The organism is Geobacillus sp. YHL (assembly GCF_022341265.1).
GTDB classification, from domain to species: domain Bacteria; phylum Bacillota; class Bacilli; order Bacillales; family Anoxybacillaceae; genus Geobacillus; species Geobacillus thermoleovorans.
Genome location: NZ_JAEIGB010000012.1, coordinates 38,728 through 56,207, shown reverse-complemented (window position 1 = coordinate 56,207; position 17,480 = coordinate 38,728). Strand labels below are relative to the sequence as shown.

Below are 17,480 nucleotides of genomic sequence, written 5' to 3'. Positions count from 1 at the left end.
AGCATATGGCGATTTCAAAACGCGCCGTCCGTGTGCGCAATGTCTTGATTGGGGGAGACGAGCCGTGCATTTGCGCCCCGGTCGTTGGAGCGGATGCGGGGCAAGTGTTAGAGGAAACAAGGCAAATCAGCGCGAAAAAGCCGCATCTGATTGAATGGCGTGCGGACTTTTTCCAGGCGATTCATGACGAACAGCAAGTGGCGGCAACGGCGAGAGAGATGCGGGCGATCGCCGGAGACATCCCGATTTTGTTTACGGTTCGTTCCGAACTGGAGGGCGGCCGACCGATTTCCTTGACAGAAGAGGAAAAGCTGCGGTTGTTTGAAACAGTGTGCCAAAGCGGCGCGATCGATTTGCTTGATTACGAGCTTGCCCATGAGCCCTATGTCCCCGCTGTCCGTCAGCTGACCCGCTGCTATGGAGTGCGTCTCGTTTTGTCCTATCATAATTTTGATTGTACGCCATCTAAGGAAGAACTTGTCGCCAAAATGCGCCAAGCTGAGCAACATGGTGCCGATATCGCCAAAGTGGCGGTCATGCCAACATCGCGACAAGACGTTCTTGCCTTGTTGCAAGCGACCGAGGAGGCGCGGCAGGGGTTGGAGATCCCACTCATTACGATGTCGATGGGAGGATTGGGCGCCATCACTCGTTTGGTCGGGGGATTGTTCGGTTCGGCCGTCACGTTTGCCGTTGGCCAACAAAGCTCAGCTCCGGGGCAAATTCCCATTGAAGAAGTCAGAGATGTATTGTCGGTCATCATGAAATACAGCCAATAATTGGACTTTGGGGGAGGAGAGCATCATGGGTCGTTTGCCGTTGGAGGGTGTCAAAGTGCTCGATGTTTCAACGATGATCGCGGCGCCGTTCGGTGCGGTATTGCTCGGCGATTTTGGCGCCGATGTCATTAAAGTGGAGTTGCCGGGGAAAGGGGACACCTTGCGCCATGTCGGGCCGTTTAAGGATGGAGAACCGCTTCGCTGGCCGGGGTTGGCGCGCAATAAACGGTCGCTCACGTTGGATTTGCGCAAAGAAGAAGGAATGAACATTTTCAAACAACTTGTCCGCCACGTCGATATTGTCATTGAAAACTTCCGCCCTGGCACGTTGGAAAAATGGGGAGGCGGATATGAAGAGCTGAAACAAATCAATCCGAATTTGGTCATGATTCGCGTCTCTGGTTACGGACAAACGGGGCCGTTTCGCGAAAAAGCCGGGTTTGGCACGCCAGCGACGGCGTTCAGCGGGTTTACGTATTTGCAAGGGTATCCGGACCGTCCACCGGTCAGCCCATCGTTTTCGTTAACTGACTACATTACCGGCATTTATGTCGCCTTTGCAGCGGTGACCGCCATTTATTACCGCGATGTTCACCCCGATGGGGAAGGGCAAATGGTCGATATCGGCCTTTACGAATCGGTATTCCGCATGATGGAATTTTTGATCGCTGAATATGACCAGTTGGGCAAAGTGCGCGAGCGGTCGCCGGGATTGTCCGGGCATTCGAGCCCGGCCGGCACGTTTATGACAAAGGACGGGCATTGGGTCGTGTTGGTGACGAGCACCGATTCGACGTTCGAACGGCTGGCGAAAGCGATGGGCCGCGAAGATTTGTTGACCAATGAGAAGTTTTGTACGAATGAACGGCGCCTCGCCCATCATGAAGAAACAAACGGCATCGTCGCCGACTGGATCCGCACCAAGCCGCGCGATGAACTGCTCCGCATTTTGGATGAGCATGGGGTGCCGGTCAGTCCGATTTTAAGCATTAAAGACATTTTTGAGCATCCGCACTATCAAGCACGGGAAAACATCATTGAAGTCGCCCATCCGCGCCTTGGCAAAATTAAAGTGCCCGGCATCGTGCCGAAATTTGAAAAAACGCCGGGCGCGGTGCGCCGTATTGCGCCCGATTTAGGGGAGCATACGGAAGAGATTTTGCAGACAATGCTTGGCCTGTCCGAGGAGGACATTCAGAAGTTAAGAGAAAAAGAGATTATTTAACGTTCCGAAAGAAGTCTCCCACTTCGAAACAAAGTGAAAGTGGGAGATGAATTTCGGGGGGGGACGATAGCCAACCAATATGATAAATAGATGGTTAGAACGGACACCTTCGGAACGCGGGGAAGCATAAAGGGTTTTTGTGTGGCTTGCCGTTCAGCGAACATGCACAAGTCGCTTGAAGCCCCCGCCTCTCAGCAAAGCGTAGGTGGCGGGTAGTTCATGCGGCGGGCAGTTGACTCTCGGCTTCTCGTTTGGAGATCGCCGGGCTTTTTTTTTGCGTTGTTTGGATAACGAACGATGAGGCGCCTTTTTCCTGCCCAGCCGGCGCTGTGCGTTGACACTGTTTGCAGCAACCGTTTATACTTTTAGTAGGTTAAAGCAACGGTAAAGCAGGTGATTCGAACCGTGTCGGATAAAAAGCGCTCCCGTGTGACGCTCGAACAAGTGGCCAAGCATGCCGGCGTGTCGCGGGCGACAGCCTCGCTTGTTGTTCGTGGGAGTTCGAATATTTCGAAAGAAACACGGGAAAAAGTGCTTCGATCGATGAAAGAATTAGGCTACGTGTATGACCGTGTAGCCGCCAATTTGCGCTCGCAGCGCTCTTCCACCGTCGGGTTGATTATTACGGAACTTGACAACCCGTTTTTTTCCGAACTGCTTGTCGGCGTCCACGAGGCGCTTGATCAGGAAGGATATACCGTCATTTTAGGCACGACGTTTGACCGGCCGGAAAAACAAGATGCATTACTATCGACGATGCTTGAGCATCGGGTTGGCGGCGTCATCATGAGCCCGGTTCCGGGGTGTTCGACCGAGATGGTTGAGCGGCTGCGGCAATGGGATATTCCAGTCGTGTTGTTTGCTCGTGATGAACTTCCGGCTGGACAGTTTGATTATATCGGAATCGATAATGTGGCCGGCGGGCGGATGGCGACTGAGCATTTGCTCGATCAGGGTCATCGCCGCATTGCCTTTATTGGCGGTTCTCCGCAGTCGTCCGTATGGAAGGCGCGCCAAAGGGGATACGGCGAGGCGTTGCGTGCCGCAGGCATCGAGGTGGATGACGCGCTGCTTGTGCCGTCGGCGACAACAAGGCAGGGCGGGCGGATGGCGGCGAAACGAGTTTTGCAACAACCGAACCCGCCGACAGCGCTCTTTTGTTATAACGATGTTGTCGCCTTCGGGGCGATGCTCGGCTTAAAAGAGGAAGGAATCGTTCCGGGACGCGATATCGCGGTCGTGGGATTTGACAACATTCAAGAGTCAGCGTTGTTTCAACCACCGTTAACGACGGTGGCCGCGTTCCCAGAAAAGATCGGTGCGTGCGCGGCGCGGCGGTTGCATGAACGCATGAAAGGGGATGACAGCGAGCCGAAACGGACGATTTTGCATCCAGAGCTCGTCATCCGGCAGTCATCTAGAAAGAGCGATTGAAAAGGGAGTGAGGGAACGTGGAGAGGCAAACCACCATCCCGCTCCGCGAGCGGAACATCATTTTAATCGGCTTTATGGGAGCGGGGAAAACAACGATCGGGCAGCTGGTGGCGAAAAAGCTGTACCGCGATTTTATCGATGTCGACGCGGAAATCGAGCGGCGGCAAGGGATGTCGATTCCGGAGCTTTTCGCGCAAAAAGGAGAAGCGTATTTTCGAAAGGTGGAACGGGAACTCATCGTCGATTTATGCACAAATACAAGGTTGAAAATCCTTTCGCTTGGCGGCGGCGCGTATTTGCAGGAGGAGGTGCGGCGCGCATGCCTCGCTCATGGCATCGTCTTTTTCCTTGACTTGTCATGGGATTATTGGAAAGAGGAACGGCTGCCGCTCATTGTCGACAGCCGCCCGGTGCTGAAAAACAAAACGTTGGAAGAGGTGGAGCAGCTGTTTTTCCAGCGGCAGTCGGCTTACGCCCTCCATCATTCCCGCGTGGTGTTGAATGAGCTTGAAGCCGAACAGGCGGCCGAGCAAATCGTCGAGTCGATCAAATGGACGTGGGATGTATATGAACCAAATCGATAGATGGTCATGGCGAAAAGGCAGGCTCTTGTTGGGAGCTTGCCTTTTCGTGTTTGATGGCCGCATCGAAAGCTGGTGATGGAACGAGGAATGCAGCGCCGTTATCGCGGTTTTTCCCATAGCAGGTTTTGCGGACGCGGCCAAAGCGGTTCGGGGGAGCCGGATCCGCTTGTCCTCGCCTTGCGTTCAGTCTCGCGTTCTTGATCGGCAAGGGTGTGGATGTGAGTGATGGGCGGACTCGTTTTCGGAAGCCATCAGAGAGGCCTGTTTCGTGTCCGGGGATCGGACGTTGGGTCGCGTTCAGGGAGCGGAGGGAAGACGAACGACCCTGCGTTTCTTTTCTTTTTTGGGCAGAAATGCCTGTTTGTTCTTGCCGGACAAGCGCTCCTTTTGTTATAAGGAAGATACCGGGTGTGAGGGAGAGTGGGAAGATGGAGGAAAGGGCGTTCCGCTGGTTTTATGTATATATTGTCTTGGCGGTGCTGCTTCTGTCGGCGCCGTATTGGCTTTGGTGGCTGAAGCCATAACGATGATCCTTCAAGGCGGTCGTCTGTCCAAAAAAGAATTCGGCAAACAGGAGACAAAAGTTCAACCGGCCCTCAAGCAAAAACATGCTGGCGGCCGGTTGGCTTGTTTCTTTTTCGTTTTTAGGAGATTTCGTTTTGTCCAGCCCGGGAACGGAGTTTTCGTTCATGTTGGAGGGTTTTGCGGGCGAGGAAGTCAACCGTTTCCTGCGTTTCCGACCATTCAAGGCGCCAATAGTTCATTTTCGTTTCCAAGCGCTCAAATCGAGCATCCGTGCGTTTTTCCAGATCTAAAAGCTTTTGGTGCAACCGGTCTTCCGTCTCGCGGATTTTGGCATACAGCCGATTTTCTGTATCCTGAATCTCGGCGCGCAATCGATTTTCTGTATCTTGGATTTCGGCACGCAATCGGTTTTCTGTATCTTGGATTTCGACGCGCAATCGATCTTCCATTTCCTTCATTTGTTGACGGAGTTGACCGGAATGCAGGTCAAGCGCCTTTAGAATTTGCTGCACGATCGTTTCTCCTTCCATGAGTTTCACCTCCCTCTAGAAATGTTGATCTATCAAGGCTTTTCGGCCCCTCAGGGGTGTCCAAAAAATATTTTTCGACAAAATCCCTTACATCCTTTTTCAGTTTTGTGGATATCTTACAGACCTAGGGTGCGCTCCGCGGCCACGGCTGGGGATATTTTCCTTCCGTGGGAGGAAGCGTATTCGATGCACCCTTGGATCTCCGCGTCGCTGATGAGGACGAACCCTCCCATGTCTCCGGGCGTCTTGGCGCCAACATTCCCTCGTTCGGTCTCGTCATCAGGCGGAGGCCGGCCAAGCTCCTTTGGGGACTCAAGGTCGAATGGATCCGATCACGCCAGCTTCTCCGGTGTCATCCTGTTGTCCAACGATTCTTCCGTTTGCAGGGGGAGGCCTTAGGCCGCCCGGTGCACCTAGGACAAGACGTCCTGCTTCATTCGCTCGGCGTCAAAGGCTTGTTTCTTCGTACAAATCGCAAACAGCACATTCAACAGCTTCCGGCATACTGCGACGATGGACTGCTTTCCGGTCAGCGGATTGACGGGGCGGGTCGTGTAATACTCATGCAGCTCGCGAAACGCCTCGTTGTGCCGGATCAGCGGAATCATCGCCCGAAACAGCACCGATCGCAGCCGTTTCCGTCCTCGTTTGGAGATCTGCTTTTGCCCTTTGCGCTGGCCGGAGGAATTCTCCTTGAGCGTCAGGCCCGCCAACTTCACCAATTGACGCGGGTCCCGATAATGGGCGAAGCTGCCAATCTCCGCCAGCAGATCGATGATCGTGGCGTCTCCCAACCCGTCGACCGTTTTCAGCCATTGATATTCCATCGTCGTTTGAACCAATGCCTTCAACTCGGCGTCCAACGCTGCGATGTCAGCCTCCAATTGGCGGTATCGGCGGACGAGCGCGGCGATCTCAAATCGGGCCATCGTCGCCCCCTCCGTCACCCCAATCGAGTCCTTCGCGGCGTCGATCAACGCCTGAATTTTGGCCTTCTGCGGGCATTTCAACCCTTCGCTTTGCCGGTGCACCTCGATGAGCTCCTCGGCGGTCCGACCCGCCATATCGGCCGGAAACGGCGTCCACTCCAGCACCGCAAGCGCCGTTTTGCCCAAGTCGCGAAACACCGTCCCAAACTCCGGAAAATACCGATCAGTCCAGCGGACGATCGCGTTTTTCACCGCCGTCTGTTCCTTGCGGAGCTTCTCTTTGAGCGTGCTCCCAACGCGCAAATCGGCTTCGATCTCGTGCAGCAGCCGGGGGACGAGGAATCGTCCGTCTTTCACCAGTCTGGCGATGACCAGGGCGTCTTTGGCGTCATGTTTCGTCGGCAGGTTGTCATCGAGTTCTTTCGACCGGCACACATGCGCCGGGTTGACCATCACCAACGGGATCCCGTGCTCCTCGAGGAAGTAGGCCAGGTTCAACCAGTAGTGCCCGGTCGGTTCCACCCCGACGATCACCTTCAGCTTCCCGAACGTTTGCATCGCCTCCTGAATCGCTTTATGCAGCTGCCGAAACCCTTCTTTCGACTGGAAGATCGGGAACGATTTGCGAAGCACACGCCCCCGGTCATCCACGAAGCAGGCGTAGTGGGTTCGTTTCGCGATATCGATTCCCACGACAAGCGTTTGTTCGGTGACTTGATCGAGTTTATGATTTTGTGTACAATTCATCTGAAGTCCTCCTTGGTATGGTGGTAGGGTCGACTTTTGGTTGACATCGACACCCCTGCATCATACCAAGAGGGCTTTTTTTGATCAAGTCCCCGGAAAAGCTCCTAACGGGAATGCTCCTTTACTCTGATCATAGCACATGGCCGGCATCGGGAAAATGAAAATCTAGTCCGCTCGTTTCATTTTTTCACCAAACTTTCACCAACACTATGTAACGTAACCATAGAAGATGGGTGATGATAAGAAGCATGTTGTATCACCACCTTGTTTTTCAAATTGAAAAAAACTTGTGTGGTATCGACTTCTCGTTTCATGTCATCTCGTCAGTTAAGGGGCATTACTGCTTTCCCCTTAGTAGGAAACAAAGAAAACGAGGGAAAGGGAGAGTCCATGAAGAAAAAACAATGGACATCGGATGGATGGATCATCGCGATCATGGTCTGGTCGGCTTTTTTGCATCTCTATCAAATAGGAAACAGCGGTTCCAATGTCTATTACACAGCAGCGGCGAAAAGCATGGCGGCAAGCTGGAAGGCGTTTTTCTTTGCCGCCCTCGATCCAGAGGGATTTATTACCGTTGATAAGCCCCCAGTCGCTCTTTGGTTGCAGGCGCTCAGCGTGAAGCTGTTTGGCGTTAGTGATTGGAGTGTTTTGCTTCCGGAAGCGGCGGCGGGGATTGCGTCCACATGGATGATTTATGTCATCGTCCAGCCGTGGGCCGGACAGACAGCGGCGCGGTGGGCAAGTTTCGTCTTTTCTTGCACCCCGGTGTTCGTCGCTGTGGCGCGGACGAACAATATTGATGCCGTATTGGTGTTGACATTGCTCCTGGCGACTTGGATGCTGATGAAGGCGGTGATGACGCAACGATGGACGTGGCTGGTTGGCAGTTTTGCGGTCGTCGGCATCGGATTCAATATGAAAATGTTGCAAGCGTACATGGTGCTCCCGGCGTTTTACTTATTTTACTGGCTGGCTGGGAGGATGCCGTGGAAAAAACGGGTGGGATATTTGCTGGCGGCGACGATCGTGCTGCTTTCGGTTTCGCTTTCGTATGCGGCTGTGGTGGCGCTGATTCCTGCTGACAAGCGTCCGTATATCGGGGGCAGTCAGACGAATTCCGTATTGGAGTTGGCGCTCGGATATAACGGAATTGAGCGGTTGACCGGGGAAGCTGGACCGGGTGGTGGAAAGGGGAGGGCGAATGTTAACGGCAACGCGCAGCCACCTGTTGATGACAAGCCACCGTTCAACGGCAAAGCGGGAACGGTGTTTCCGGATTGGTCAGAAGAGGCGCCGCCAACGGTAGGCAGCCAACCACAAAGTCCGCCATCTGTGCCTGGCGGTGGGATGGATGGCATTGGGCGGGGCGAGATTGGTGACCCGGGCGTCCTTCGTTTGTTTCAACTGCCGCTTGCCGGGCAGGCGAGCTGGCTGTTGCCGTTTGCAGCCGTCGTAGCGATCGGCTTGGGAATGGACGTATGGCGACGCCGGCAGATGACCGCGTTTCATCAATTTTTGCTTTTTTGGTTCGCCTGGCTTGGTCCGATGCTCGTATTTTTTAGCATTGCCGGATTTTATCACCGCTATTATTTAAGTATGCTGGCGCCGGCTATAGCGGTATTAGTGGGAGCGGGCGGCGCGATGTTGGCCTTGTTGGCGTGCAGCGGACGGCGGACGATGTGGTTGTTCCCGGCTGCCTTGGTGGCGACGTATGCGTTTGAAGTATGGACAGCCTGGCAATACCGTGCTTCGTTCTCCCCGGTATGGCCGCTTGCTGTCGGATTTTACGGCCTTGGAATGGTTTGCCTTTGGTTCGCGATGGAAGGCCGCGAGCATGGGAGGCGGATCGTCTATCGAGCTGCGCTGATTGGCGTGCTGGCATTGCCGGCCTATTGGTCGCTGACGCCAGTGCTATATGGGACAAACAGCACCATTCCATACGCTGGACCAGATTTACAACGAGACAGAGGCGCGCCCATGCCGACAGCCGGGATGCCGGATGGACAAGAGGAGCGTTTGCTGAGAGGAGAGACGGGACAACCCGGCGATGGGGCAAGGCGGTGGCAAACTTCTCACTTGTTGACATCGTTAGTGTCCTATTTGGAGCAGCATGTGGGTGAAGCCAAATATTTAGCAGCCACCATCCGTGCGACCGAAGCGGCGGAGTTGATGCTTCACACCGATCGAGCGGTGATGGCGATGGGCGGATTCGGCGGAACGGATCCCGTACTGACGCCGAAGAAGCTAGAGGAAATGGCTCGCAACGGTGAGGTGAAGTATTTTCTCCTTTCCGGTGAAGGGCGAGGAAATCATGAGCTTGTTCAATGGATTCAAACACATTGCAAAGAAGTTCCATTTTCAGAATGGAATGGCGGACAAAAGGCCCTCGACGGTGGAGCGGAGCGCAGAGAAATGACGCTCTACGTATACAACGGATAGAAGGTGCGAGAAAAACGGACGACATCCATCGCTGTTTTTCAAAACTAGGATATTCGTAGAAAAGCGTTTTTTATGGGATTCTCCATTAAAATAAATGAAGCTGATTCGAGCTGATCATTGGCGGTTGATCAGCTTCGTAGCCGAAGAAATCCATAGAAGCAAGGAGGGAAATCGATGGCGACCTATTCTGTCATTATTCCTGTCTATAATGAAGCGCTCGTGATCCGTGAGACGTACCGACGGCTGAAAACGGTGCTGGAGCAAACGGGTGAGCCGTATGAATTGTTGTTTGTTAATGACGGCAGCACCGATGGGACGCTCGATATCTTGAGGGAACTGGCCGTGAAAGATGAAACGGTGAAGTACATTGACTTCTCCCGCAATTTCGGCCATCAAATCGCGATTACAGCAGGAATGGATTACGCCTCTGGCCAGGCTGTCATCATCATTGACGCCGACTTGCAAGATCCTCCTGAACTGATTTTGGACATGATTGCGCGTTGGAAAGAAGGGTATGATGTTGTCTATGCTCGGCGCGTCAAGCGGAAGGGGGAGACGTTGTTCAAGCGATGGACAGCGTATGTGTTCTATCGCTTGCTGCGGGCGGCGACCGAGATCGACATTCCCGCTGATGCCGGCGATTTTCGTCTCATTGACCGTAAAGTGTGTAATCAGTTACGCTATATGCGAGAGCGAAATCGTTTTGTCCGGGGGCTTGTCAGCTGGGTCGGTTTTCGGCACATAGCGGTGGAATACGAGCGAGAGCCGCGGCTGGCTGGGGAGACAAAGTATCCACTTAAGAAGATGATTCGTTTTTCGGTAGACGGCATTACGTCTTTTTCGCATAAGCCGCTCAAATTGGCGAGCTGGCTTGGGTTTGCTTTGTCGGCGGCAAGTGTGGTCGGCATGATGGCGGTATTGTACTTGAAATGGTTCACCCATTCGACCGTGGCCGGATGGGCATCGCTTTTGATAGTCATGCTGTTTTGCAACGGAGCGACGATGACGATGCTTGGAATTACCGGTGAATACATCGGCCGCATTTACGATGAAGTGAAAGAGCGGCCTCTATATATTATCAATGAAACATGGGGAGTCGGAATGAGACATGAACGAAAGCCTTCCTACCTTCCGTAAAGAAAAACAAGCCATATGGCGGTTTGCCGTCGTCGGGGTGGGCAATACGATGGTCGACTTCGCTGTCTTTTTTCTGCTCACCGCCGCGGGCGTTCCCACGGCCATCGCTCAGGTCGTGTCTTATGGCGCCGGGGTGGCGAACAGCTACGTTTGGAATCGGCGCTGGACGTTTCAAATGAAGCAAAGGGCGAATATTGGGGAATTGCTTCGGTTTCTTGCGGTCAACGGGCTGTCGCTTGGGGTGTCGCTTGTTGTCTTGTTGGCGGCCGAACGGCTTGGACCGCTTTGGCTCGCGAAAGGTGCGGCCACGATCATGGGCATGGCGGTGAATTTCATCGGCAGCCGCTGTTGGGTGTTTGCGGCACCGCGAAGCGAACGTTGACAGAAACAAATCTATAGGCGACGTCTTGCCCTCTACCTGGGGATGAAAACCATGGATTGCCGGCCAGGGATTTTCACAGAAAGGGCTCACGAGCAACGGTTTGCCCTCCACCCGGAGACGAACATCATCGCTTCCCGCATGGGATTTTCACGGAAAGGTCCATGAGCCGCGGTCCGCTCTCCACTCAGGGTGAAAATCATGGCTCGTCGGTGCGACATTTTCACAGAAACCCCGGGCGGCAATGCGTCAAGATGGCGACTTGATTTCCTTGCGTGCCGCTCGTGACGAACAAGGCGTCTTCTTTTCCAAGCATTTTGGCCGCCAACGCTTCTAAACGATTGAGGGTCGGATCTTCGCCGTATACGTCGTCGCCGACTTCGGCTTCCGACATCGCCCGGCGCATCTCTGGCGTCAGTTTGGTCACGGTATCGCTGCGAAAATCAATGAACGGCATCGTGGCCCCCCTTCTTTCCTAATCGTTGTATGCGTCAAAAGGACGGGAGCGCAGGGGCGGGGGTCCCGCTTCCCGCCCTTGGTTACACGGTTCGAATTTGCCCCGTCCCGTACACGAGCGATTTTGTCGTCGTGATGGCGACAAGCCCCATCGGCCCGCGGGCGTGCAGCTTTTGCGTGCTGATGCCGATTTCCGCCCCGTAGCCGAACTGTTCGCCGTCCGTGAAGCGGGTTGAGGCGTTATGGTACAAGACCGCCGCGTCGACCGCCTGGAAAAAGCGGCGGACGTTCACCTCGTTTTCCGTGATGATCGCTTCCGAGTGCTTCGTCCCGTAGCGGCGGATATGGCCAATCGCCTCGTCGACATCGGCGACCAGTTTGACCGCTAAAATCGGCGCCAAATATTCCGTATACCAGTCATCTTCTGTTGCCTCGCTGATAAACGGATAGGCGGAGGCAAGACGTTGGTCGCCGCGCAATTCGACGCCGCGGGCGTGAAGCGTCTCAAGCAAGTCGGCGGCATATGGCCAACGCTCATGGATGAGCACCGTTTCGACGGCATTGCAGACCGATGGGCGCTGCAGTTTGGCGTTTAGGACGATCTCGATGGCCATTTGCCGCTCGGCTGATTCATCGACGAAAATATGACAGTTGCCGACGCCGGTCTCAAGCACCGGCACGGTGGCGTTTTCGACGACCGAGCGGATGAGCCCGGCTCCGCCGCGCGGGATGAGCACATCCAAGTAGTTGTTGAGACGGAACATACGCTGCGCCGTTTCCCGGCTCGTGTCTTCGAGCAGTTCAATCGCCGTTTCCGGAACGGTCGTCGTGCGGAGCGCTTCTTTCATGACGCGAACGAGCGCTTTGTTCGAATGAAGCGCTGATGTGCTGCCGCGAAGCAAAACCGCGTTGCCCGTTTTCAAGCAAAGGCTCGCCGCATCGACCGTCACGTTCGGGCGCGCTTCGTACACCATGCCAATGACCCCAAGCGGCACGCGCACCGTTTGGATGCGGAGCCCGTTCGGCCGCGTCCACTCTGCGATGATTTCTCCGACCGGGTCAGGCAGCGAGGCGACTTGGCGGACGCCGTCGATGATTTGGTCCAGGCGTTCATTGGTGAGTTGGAGCCGGTCAAGCAAAGCCGGCGACAGCCCTTGTTCGCGGCCTTGGGCCATATCTTTCTCGTTTTCTTGCAAAATGAAGGCGCGTTCGCGGTCGATGGCTTTGGCGATCTGTTCCAATGCTGCGTTTTTTTCTTTCGTAGACAGCATGGCTAACGTTTGTGACGCCGTTTTCAACCGTTCGGCTTTTTCGAGCAGTTCGCTCATTTCGATACACTCTCCTTTCGCAACGTGACCCAATTGTCGCGGTGGATGACTTCTGGGCGGTGAAGGTAAGAGTATTGCCGGGCCTCTTCGCTCGGCCGCCCTTTCACTTTTTTCAAATCGGCGGCGGCGTAATACACTTGGCCGCGTCCGATCGTGATTCCTTTTTCATTGACGACATCAACGACATCCATGGCGTGAAAATCGCCGGAAACCGCTGTGACGCCAGCAGGGAGCAAACTTTTCCCACGCATAAGCAACGCTTCTTCAGCCCCGCTGTCGACCGTGATCATGCCGGCGACAGGAGCATGATAGGCAATCCATTGTTTGCGCATTTGCATTTGTTTCGGAAACGGAACGCCGATGTACGTGCCGTCTCCTTTTCCAGCTAAAATATCAGCCAGTTTTTCTCGGCCGCTTCCCGTGCCGATGAACACGCTGACGCCAAACGAAAGTGCTTTTCGAGCCGCGAGAAGCTTCGAGCGCATGCCGCCGGTGCCGACCGCCGAGCCGCTGCCGCCGGCGGCTTCGATCATCTCATCGGTGATTTCCGGCAAAAAGGCGTATTTTTTCGCCTGCGGATTCGTTTTCGGATTGGCGTCATACAACCCGTTAATGTCCGTAAGCAAAATGAGCGCATCAGCGTGCAAAAAGCCGGCGACAAGCGCCGAAAGCATGTCATTGTCGCCAAATGTCAATTCTTCGATGGAAACGGAGTCGTTTTCATTAATGATCGGCACGGCGCCGTTCTCAAGCAGTGTGGTGATTGTGGCAAACAAGTTGCGGAACCGCTCGCGGCTGTAAAAGTCGCTGCGCGTCAACAACAGCTGAGCGGCCGTAAAGCCGAATTGGGCGAACGCCGAGCTGTACGCCTGCATGAGCAAACTTTGCCCGACGGCAGCCGCGGCCTGTTTGCCGGCGATCGTCGTCGGCCGCGCCGGGTAGCCGAGCGGCCCGAACCCGGCGGCGACAGCGCCGGACGTGATGAGAATGACGTCATGGCCGAGCTGTTTGAGATAAGCGATCGCCTCAACGTGATCGAACAGTTTGTCATGGCAAAGGCCGCCTTTCGGATCGGTGAGCGAGCTGCTGCCGATTTTGACCACCACGCGCTGCCGTTTCATCGCGTTCCTCCCTCCTTTGCGTGTTGAATGGCATGAGTTGGATCGCCTAGCCGCTCTGCGAAGCGGCCGGCCAATAAAAAACGCTTTTCCTCCTTTTTTGCAAAAGGACGGAAAAGCGTTCCGCGGTACCACCTTTTTTGGCGCACAAAGCGCCCACCTCTGGCCTGTAACGCAGGCGTGCGGCTTATGTTTGCATAAGCGGCCGTCTAGGGCAGGTTCAACCGGCTTCCCGCGAGGAACCTTCCAGCCTGTGGGTTCCACTCTCTGGCGCGTTCCCTCGGTTTACTAATCCCGTGCCGTTCTCGTTGTTTCATTGTCAAGGATAGACTTGCGATTTATAATTTGTAAGAAATTATGACGCCAAATGCTCCGGTTGTCAAGAGGAGCGGCTGATTTTTCTGACTCATTTTCGCAGAGTAGATCATGAAAACGCATTCAGAATAAAGATAATTGTCTTTTTATTAGAAAAAGTGGTACAATACTAGCAACCTAGCAATCTGCACGATGGAGGGACCAGAATATGAAAAAGCGGCGCAGCGACATGATCAAAAAAGGATTTGACCGCGCCCCGCACCGGAGTTTGCTGCGGGCGGCCGGGGTGAAAGATGAGGATTTTGACAAACCGTTCATCGCGGTTGTCAATTCGTACATCGACATTATTCCGGGGCACGTTCACTTGCAAGAGTTTGGGAGAATCGTGAAAGAAGCGATTCGCGAAGCAGGCGGCGTGCCGTTTGAAATGAACACGATCGGCGTTGATGACGGCATCGCCATGGGGCATATCGGGATGCGCTATTCGCTTCCGAGCCGGGAAATCATCGCTGATTCGATCGAAACGGTCATCTCGGCGCACTGGTTTGACGGCATGGTATGCATTCCGAACTGCGACAAAATTACGCCAGGGATGATGATGGCGGCGATGCGGCTCAACATCCCGACGATTTTCGTCAGCGGCGGACCGATGAAAGCCGGCGTAACGAAGGATGGGCGGAAAATTTCGCTCTCGTCCGTGTTTGAAGGGGTCGGGGCGTATTTAGGCGGAACGCTCGATGAGAAAGGGCTCGAAGAACTCGAACGCTACGGCTGTCCGACGTGCGGATCGTGTTCGGGCATGTTTACGGCCAACTCCATGAACTGTCTCGCTGAAGCGCTCGGGCTCGCTTTGCCAGGCAACGGCACCATTTTGGCGGTTGACCCAGCGCGCAAAGAGCTTGTCCGCCAATCGGCAAAGCAGCTGATGTATTTGATCGAACATGACATCAAACCGCGCGACATCGTAACGGAAAAAGCGATCGACAACGCGTTCGCGCTCGATATGGCGCTCGGCGGCTCGACGAATACGGTGCTGCATACGCTCGCGATCGCCAACGAAGCCGGCATCGACTACTCGCTTGAGCGCATCAACGAAATCGCCGCGCGGGTGCCGCATTTGGCCAAACTCGCGCCGGCGTCGGATGTCCATTACATCGAGGATTTGCACGAAGCCGGCGGCGTCTCGGCGGTGTTGAACGAGCTGGCGAAAAAAGAAGGCACGCTTCATTTAGATACGCTGACCGTCACCGGCAAAACACTCGGTGAAAACATCGCCGGCTGCGAAGTGAAAAACTACGATGTCATCCGCCCGATTGACAACCCGTATTCGGAAACGGGCGGGCTCGCCATTTTGTTCGGCAACTTAGCGCCGGACGGCGCCGTCATCAAAACCGGCGCGGTCCAAGGCGGCATCACGCGCCATGAAGGTCCGGCGATCGTGTTTGATTCGCAGGAAGAGGCGCTTGAAGGCATCGCCAGCGGCAAAATCAAGCCGGGTCATGTCGTCGTCATCCGCTACGAAGGACCAAAAGGCGGCCCAGGGATGCCGGAAATGCTTGCGCCAACGTCGCAAATCGTCGGCATGGGGCTCGGTACGAAGGTAGCGCTTGTCACCGACGGCCGCTTCTCCGGCGCCTCGCGCGGCTTGTCCGTCGGCCACGTTTCACCGGAAGCGGCGGAAGGCGGACCGATCGCTTTCATCCAAGACGGCGATATCATCGAGATCGATACGGTGAAACGAACGATCAACGTCAAGCTGTCCGATGAAGAGCTCGAACGCCGGAAAGCGAACTGGAAAGGCTTTGAACCAAAAGTGAAAACCGGGTATCTCGCCCGCTACTCGAAACACGTCACATCGGCGAGCACGGGGGGGATTATGAAAATTTAGGCGAAATAGGATCAAGGAAGGTGGCGCTCCATCAGCATGAGCGCTGCCTTCTTTTTTCATTTCCAAACTTTCCTATCAGCAGAAACAATCTAAAAGCCCAAACTGCCATCCGTCCTCTTCTTGGCCCTCAAAAAAGAGTATTGACATTTTAAAATATTTAACCTATTTTAAAATTAAATATAATAGTTTACACATATAACGTTTATATAACGTTATATGTTTATCATTATTTGAAAGCGCTTTAATAGAGGGGGCGGAAACGATGATGTTGCATGACATTGAGACGGCTGCACGCAGCGAGCTTGAGGCTCTCCAGCTTGAGCGGCTGCGGGCGACGGCGGAGCGTGTGTATGAGCGGGTGCCGTTTTACCGGCAACGGTTTGATGAAAAGGGAGTGAAGCCGGACGATATTCGCACGCTTGAGGATGTACGCAAGCTCCCGTTTACGACAAAGCGGGATTTGCGGGATCATTATCCGTTTGGCTTGCTTGCGGTGGATCTTTCCCAATGCGTCCGTGTACACGCATCAAGCGGCACAAGCGGCAAACCGACGGTGGTCGCTTACACGAAGCAGGACATTGAGCGCTGGGCCGACATTGTGGCGCGGGCGATTGTCATCGCCGGCGGGAAACCGGGAGATGTGATTCACAACGCTTATGGATACGGGCTGTTTACCGGCGGGCTCGGGCTGCATTATGGCAGCGAGCGGCTTGGGGCGGTGACGGTGCCGGTATCCGGAGGCAACACCGACCGGCAAGTGATGATCATTGAAGACTTTCAGCCGACCGTCATTTGCGCCACGCCGTCCTATGTATTGAACATTGCCGAGCGGATGAAAGAACTGGGCAAAGATCCGCGGCAAACATCGCTGAAATACGGCATCTTCGGTGCGGAACCGTGGTCCGAGGAAATGCGGCGCACGCTTGAAGAGACGTTTGATATGAAGGCATGTGATATTTACGGACTGAGTGAAGTGATCGGCCCGGGGGTGGCGATGGAGTGCCATGAAGCGCAAAACGGCCTCCATATCGCCGAGGACCATTTCCTTGTCGAAGTGATCGACCCGAAAACGCTCGAGCCGGTGGCGGAAGGGGAAGAAGGAGAGCTTGTTTTTACGAGCTTGACGAAAGAGGCGTTCCCGGTCATCCGCTACCGGACAGGCGATATCGCTTCCGTGACGAGAGAGCGTTGTGCTTGCGGGCGGACGACGGCGCGCATGTCGCGGGTCAAAGGGCGGGTTGACGACATGATCATCATCCGCGGCGTCAATGTGTTTCCATCGGAAATTGAGCACCATCTGCTTCGCGTCTCGGAACTGGCTCCGCACTATCAGCTGCATCGGTTTCTTCACGGGCGTCTCGAAGCGCTTGAATTGCATGCCGAGGTGACGGAATATTTTTACAATCAGGTTGGCGGTGATTTGCAAAGCGGGGCAGCGATTGAGCTTGTTCGGCGCATCCAGTCGTTGTTAAAAACGCATTGCTTGATTTCCATTGGCGTTCGTCTTCATCCTCCCAAAACGCTCCCGCGCTCAGAAGGGAAAGCAGTGCGCGTTATTGACCGCCGCAAACAAGAGAATCCCGTGTAAAAAAGCGAGAAAAATAGTTGCTATTTTTATAACGTTTAAATATAATAACGTTAAATAAACGTTATATAATAAATTT

The 17,480-nt window shown here is 54.5% G+C and carries 13 protein-coding genes and 1 pseudogene; 9 read left to right on the top strand and 5 right to left on the bottom strand.

The window, feature by feature from the left end; translation table 11 throughout:
* The first annotated feature begins 5 nt into the window (after positions 1-5).
* From aroD to JCR24_RS11630, 4 genes are all read left to right on the top strand, one after another.
* Positions 6-779 (top strand): type I 3-dehydroquinate dehydratase, encoded by a 774-nt coding sequence (gene aroD / locus JCR24_RS11645; RefSeq protein ID WP_023633532.1) that lies wholly within the window; start codon positions 6-8, stop codon positions 777-779.
* A gap of 25 nt (positions 780-804) precedes the next feature.
* Entirely contained in the window at positions 805-2,004 is a 1,200-nt protein-coding gene (locus JCR24_RS11640) for a CaiB/BaiF CoA transferase family protein (RefSeq protein WP_023633533.1), read from the top strand.
* 405 nt (positions 2,005-2,409) lie between these two features.
* Complete coding sequence (locus tag JCR24_RS11635; RefSeq protein WP_031212350.1) at positions 2,410-3,438, top strand: LacI family DNA-binding transcriptional regulator; 1,029 nt, start codon at positions 2,410-2,412, stop codon at positions 3,436-3,438.
* 17 nt (positions 3,439-3,455) lie between these two features.
* Entirely contained in the window at positions 3,456-4,022 is a 567-nt protein-coding gene (locus JCR24_RS11630) for a shikimate kinase (protein WP_020278602.1), read from the top strand.
* 644 nt (positions 4,023-4,666) lie between these two features.
* Here JCR24_RS11630 and JCR24_RS11625 read toward each other — a convergent pair.
* Both JCR24_RS11625 and JCR24_RS11620 read right to left on the bottom strand, forming a co-directional pair.
* A complete protein-coding gene (locus JCR24_RS11625; RefSeq protein WP_020278605.1) occupies positions 4,667-5,077 on the bottom strand; it encodes a hypothetical protein in 411 nt (136 codons plus the stop codon).
* A 413-nt stretch (positions 5,078-5,490) separates the two neighbouring features.
* The gene (locus JCR24_RS11620; protein ID WP_238980664.1) at positions 5,491-6,753 is read right to left on the bottom strand and encodes an IS110 family RNA-guided transposase; all 1,263 of its coding nucleotides are present in this window, start codon (positions 6,751-6,753) and stop codon (positions 5,491-5,493) included.
* 390 nt (positions 6,754-7,143) lie between these two features.
* Between JCR24_RS11620 and JCR24_RS11615 the strand changes: the two genes are divergently transcribed.
* The 3 genes from JCR24_RS11615 to JCR24_RS11605 all read left to right on the top strand — a co-directional run bounded on the left by JCR24_RS11615 (position 7,144) and on the right by JCR24_RS11605 (position 10,714).
* Complete coding sequence (locus JCR24_RS11615; protein ID WP_238980663.1) at positions 7,144-9,195, top strand: ArnT family glycosyltransferase; 2,052 nt, start codon at positions 7,144-7,146, stop codon at positions 9,193-9,195.
* A gap of 174 nt (positions 9,196-9,369) precedes the next feature.
* Positions 9,370-10,332 carry a glycosyltransferase family 2 protein gene (locus JCR24_RS11610; protein ID WP_020278607.1) on the top strand — a complete coding sequence of 321 codons (963 nt, stop codon included), beginning with the start codon at positions 9,370-9,372 and terminating at the stop codon, positions 10,330-10,332.
* Positions 10,304-10,714, top strand: a complete 411-nt coding sequence (locus JCR24_RS11605) for a GtrA family protein (protein WP_011231537.1) — start codon at positions 10,304-10,306, stop codon at positions 10,712-10,714. Before JCR24_RS11610 ends, JCR24_RS11605 begins: the two co-directional genes overlap by 29 nt.
* Positions 10,715-10,943: 229 nt before the next feature.
* Here JCR24_RS11605 and JCR24_RS11600 read toward each other — a convergent pair.
* From JCR24_RS11600 to proB, 3 genes and pseudogenes are all read right to left on the bottom strand, one after another.
* Positions 10,944-11,168 (bottom strand): annotated as a pseudogene (locus tag JCR24_RS11600) (beta-eliminating lyase-related protein); the annotation flags it as partial.
* An 82-nt stretch (positions 11,169-11,250) separates the two neighbouring features.
* Complete coding sequence (locus tag JCR24_RS11595) at positions 11,251-12,495, bottom strand: glutamate-5-semialdehyde dehydrogenase (protein WP_238980662.1); 1,245 nt, start codon at positions 12,493-12,495, stop codon at positions 11,251-11,253.
* Positions 12,492-13,616, bottom strand: a complete 1,125-nt coding sequence (proB, locus tag JCR24_RS11590; protein ID WP_238980661.1) for a glutamate 5-kinase — start codon at positions 13,614-13,616, stop codon at positions 12,492-12,494. Before proB ends, JCR24_RS11595 begins: the two co-directional genes overlap by 4 nt.
* A gap of 520 nt (positions 13,617-14,136) precedes the next feature.
* Between proB and ilvD the strand changes: the two genes are divergently transcribed.
* Together ilvD and JCR24_RS11580 are read left to right on the top strand one after the other, a co-directional pair.
* Positions 14,137-15,816, top strand: a complete 1,680-nt coding sequence (ilvD, locus tag JCR24_RS11585; protein ID WP_033025630.1) for a dihydroxy-acid dehydratase — start codon at positions 14,137-14,139, stop codon at positions 15,814-15,816.
* Between the two features lie 262 nt (positions 15,817-16,078).
* Positions 16,079-17,404, top strand: coding sequence for a phenylacetate--CoA ligase family protein (locus JCR24_RS11580; protein WP_033025629.1), 1,326 nt, complete (start codon positions 16,079-16,081; stop codon positions 17,402-17,404).
* Positions 17,405-17,480 lie beyond the last annotated feature (76 nt).

Bases quoted from the DNA above. Each gene is read 5' to 3' on its own strand.
- aroD (WP_023633532.1), top strand. From the start codon at position 6: ATGGCGATTTCAAAACGCGCCGTCCGTGTGCGCAATGTCTTGATTGGG.
- JCR24_RS11640 (WP_023633533.1), top strand. From the start codon at position 805: ATGGGTCGTTTGCCGTTGGAGGGTGTCAAAGTGCTCGATGTTTCAACG.
- JCR24_RS11625 (WP_020278605.1), bottom strand. From the start codon at position 5,077: ATGGAAGGAGAAACGATCGTGCAGCAAATTCTAAAGGCGCTTGACCTG.
- JCR24_RS11620 (WP_238980664.1), bottom strand. From the start codon at position 6,753: ATGAATTGTACACAAAATCATAAACTCGATCAAGTCACCGAACAAACG.
- JCR24_RS11615 (WP_238980663.1), top strand. From the start codon at position 7,144: ATGAAGAAAAAACAATGGACATCGGATGGATGGATCATCGCGATCATG.
- JCR24_RS11610 (WP_020278607.1), top strand. From the start codon at position 9,370: ATGGCGACCTATTCTGTCATTATTCCTGTCTATAATGAAGCGCTCGTG.
- JCR24_RS11605 (WP_011231537.1), top strand. From the start codon at position 10,304: ATGAACGAAAGCCTTCCTACCTTCCGTAAAGAAAAACAAGCCATATGG.
- JCR24_RS11595 (WP_238980662.1), bottom strand. From the start codon at position 12,495: ATGAGCGAACTGCTCGAAAAAGCCGAACGGTTGAAAACGGCGTCACAA.
- proB (WP_238980661.1), bottom strand. From the start codon at position 13,616: ATGAAACGGCAGCGCGTGGTGGTCAAAATCGGCAGCAGCTCGCTCACC.
- ilvD (WP_033025630.1), top strand. From the start codon at position 14,137: ATGAAAAAGCGGCGCAGCGACATGATCAAAAAAGGATTTGACCGCGCC.
- JCR24_RS11580 (WP_033025629.1), top strand. From the start codon at position 16,079: ATGATGTTGCATGACATTGAGACGGCTGCACGCAGCGAGCTTGAGGCT.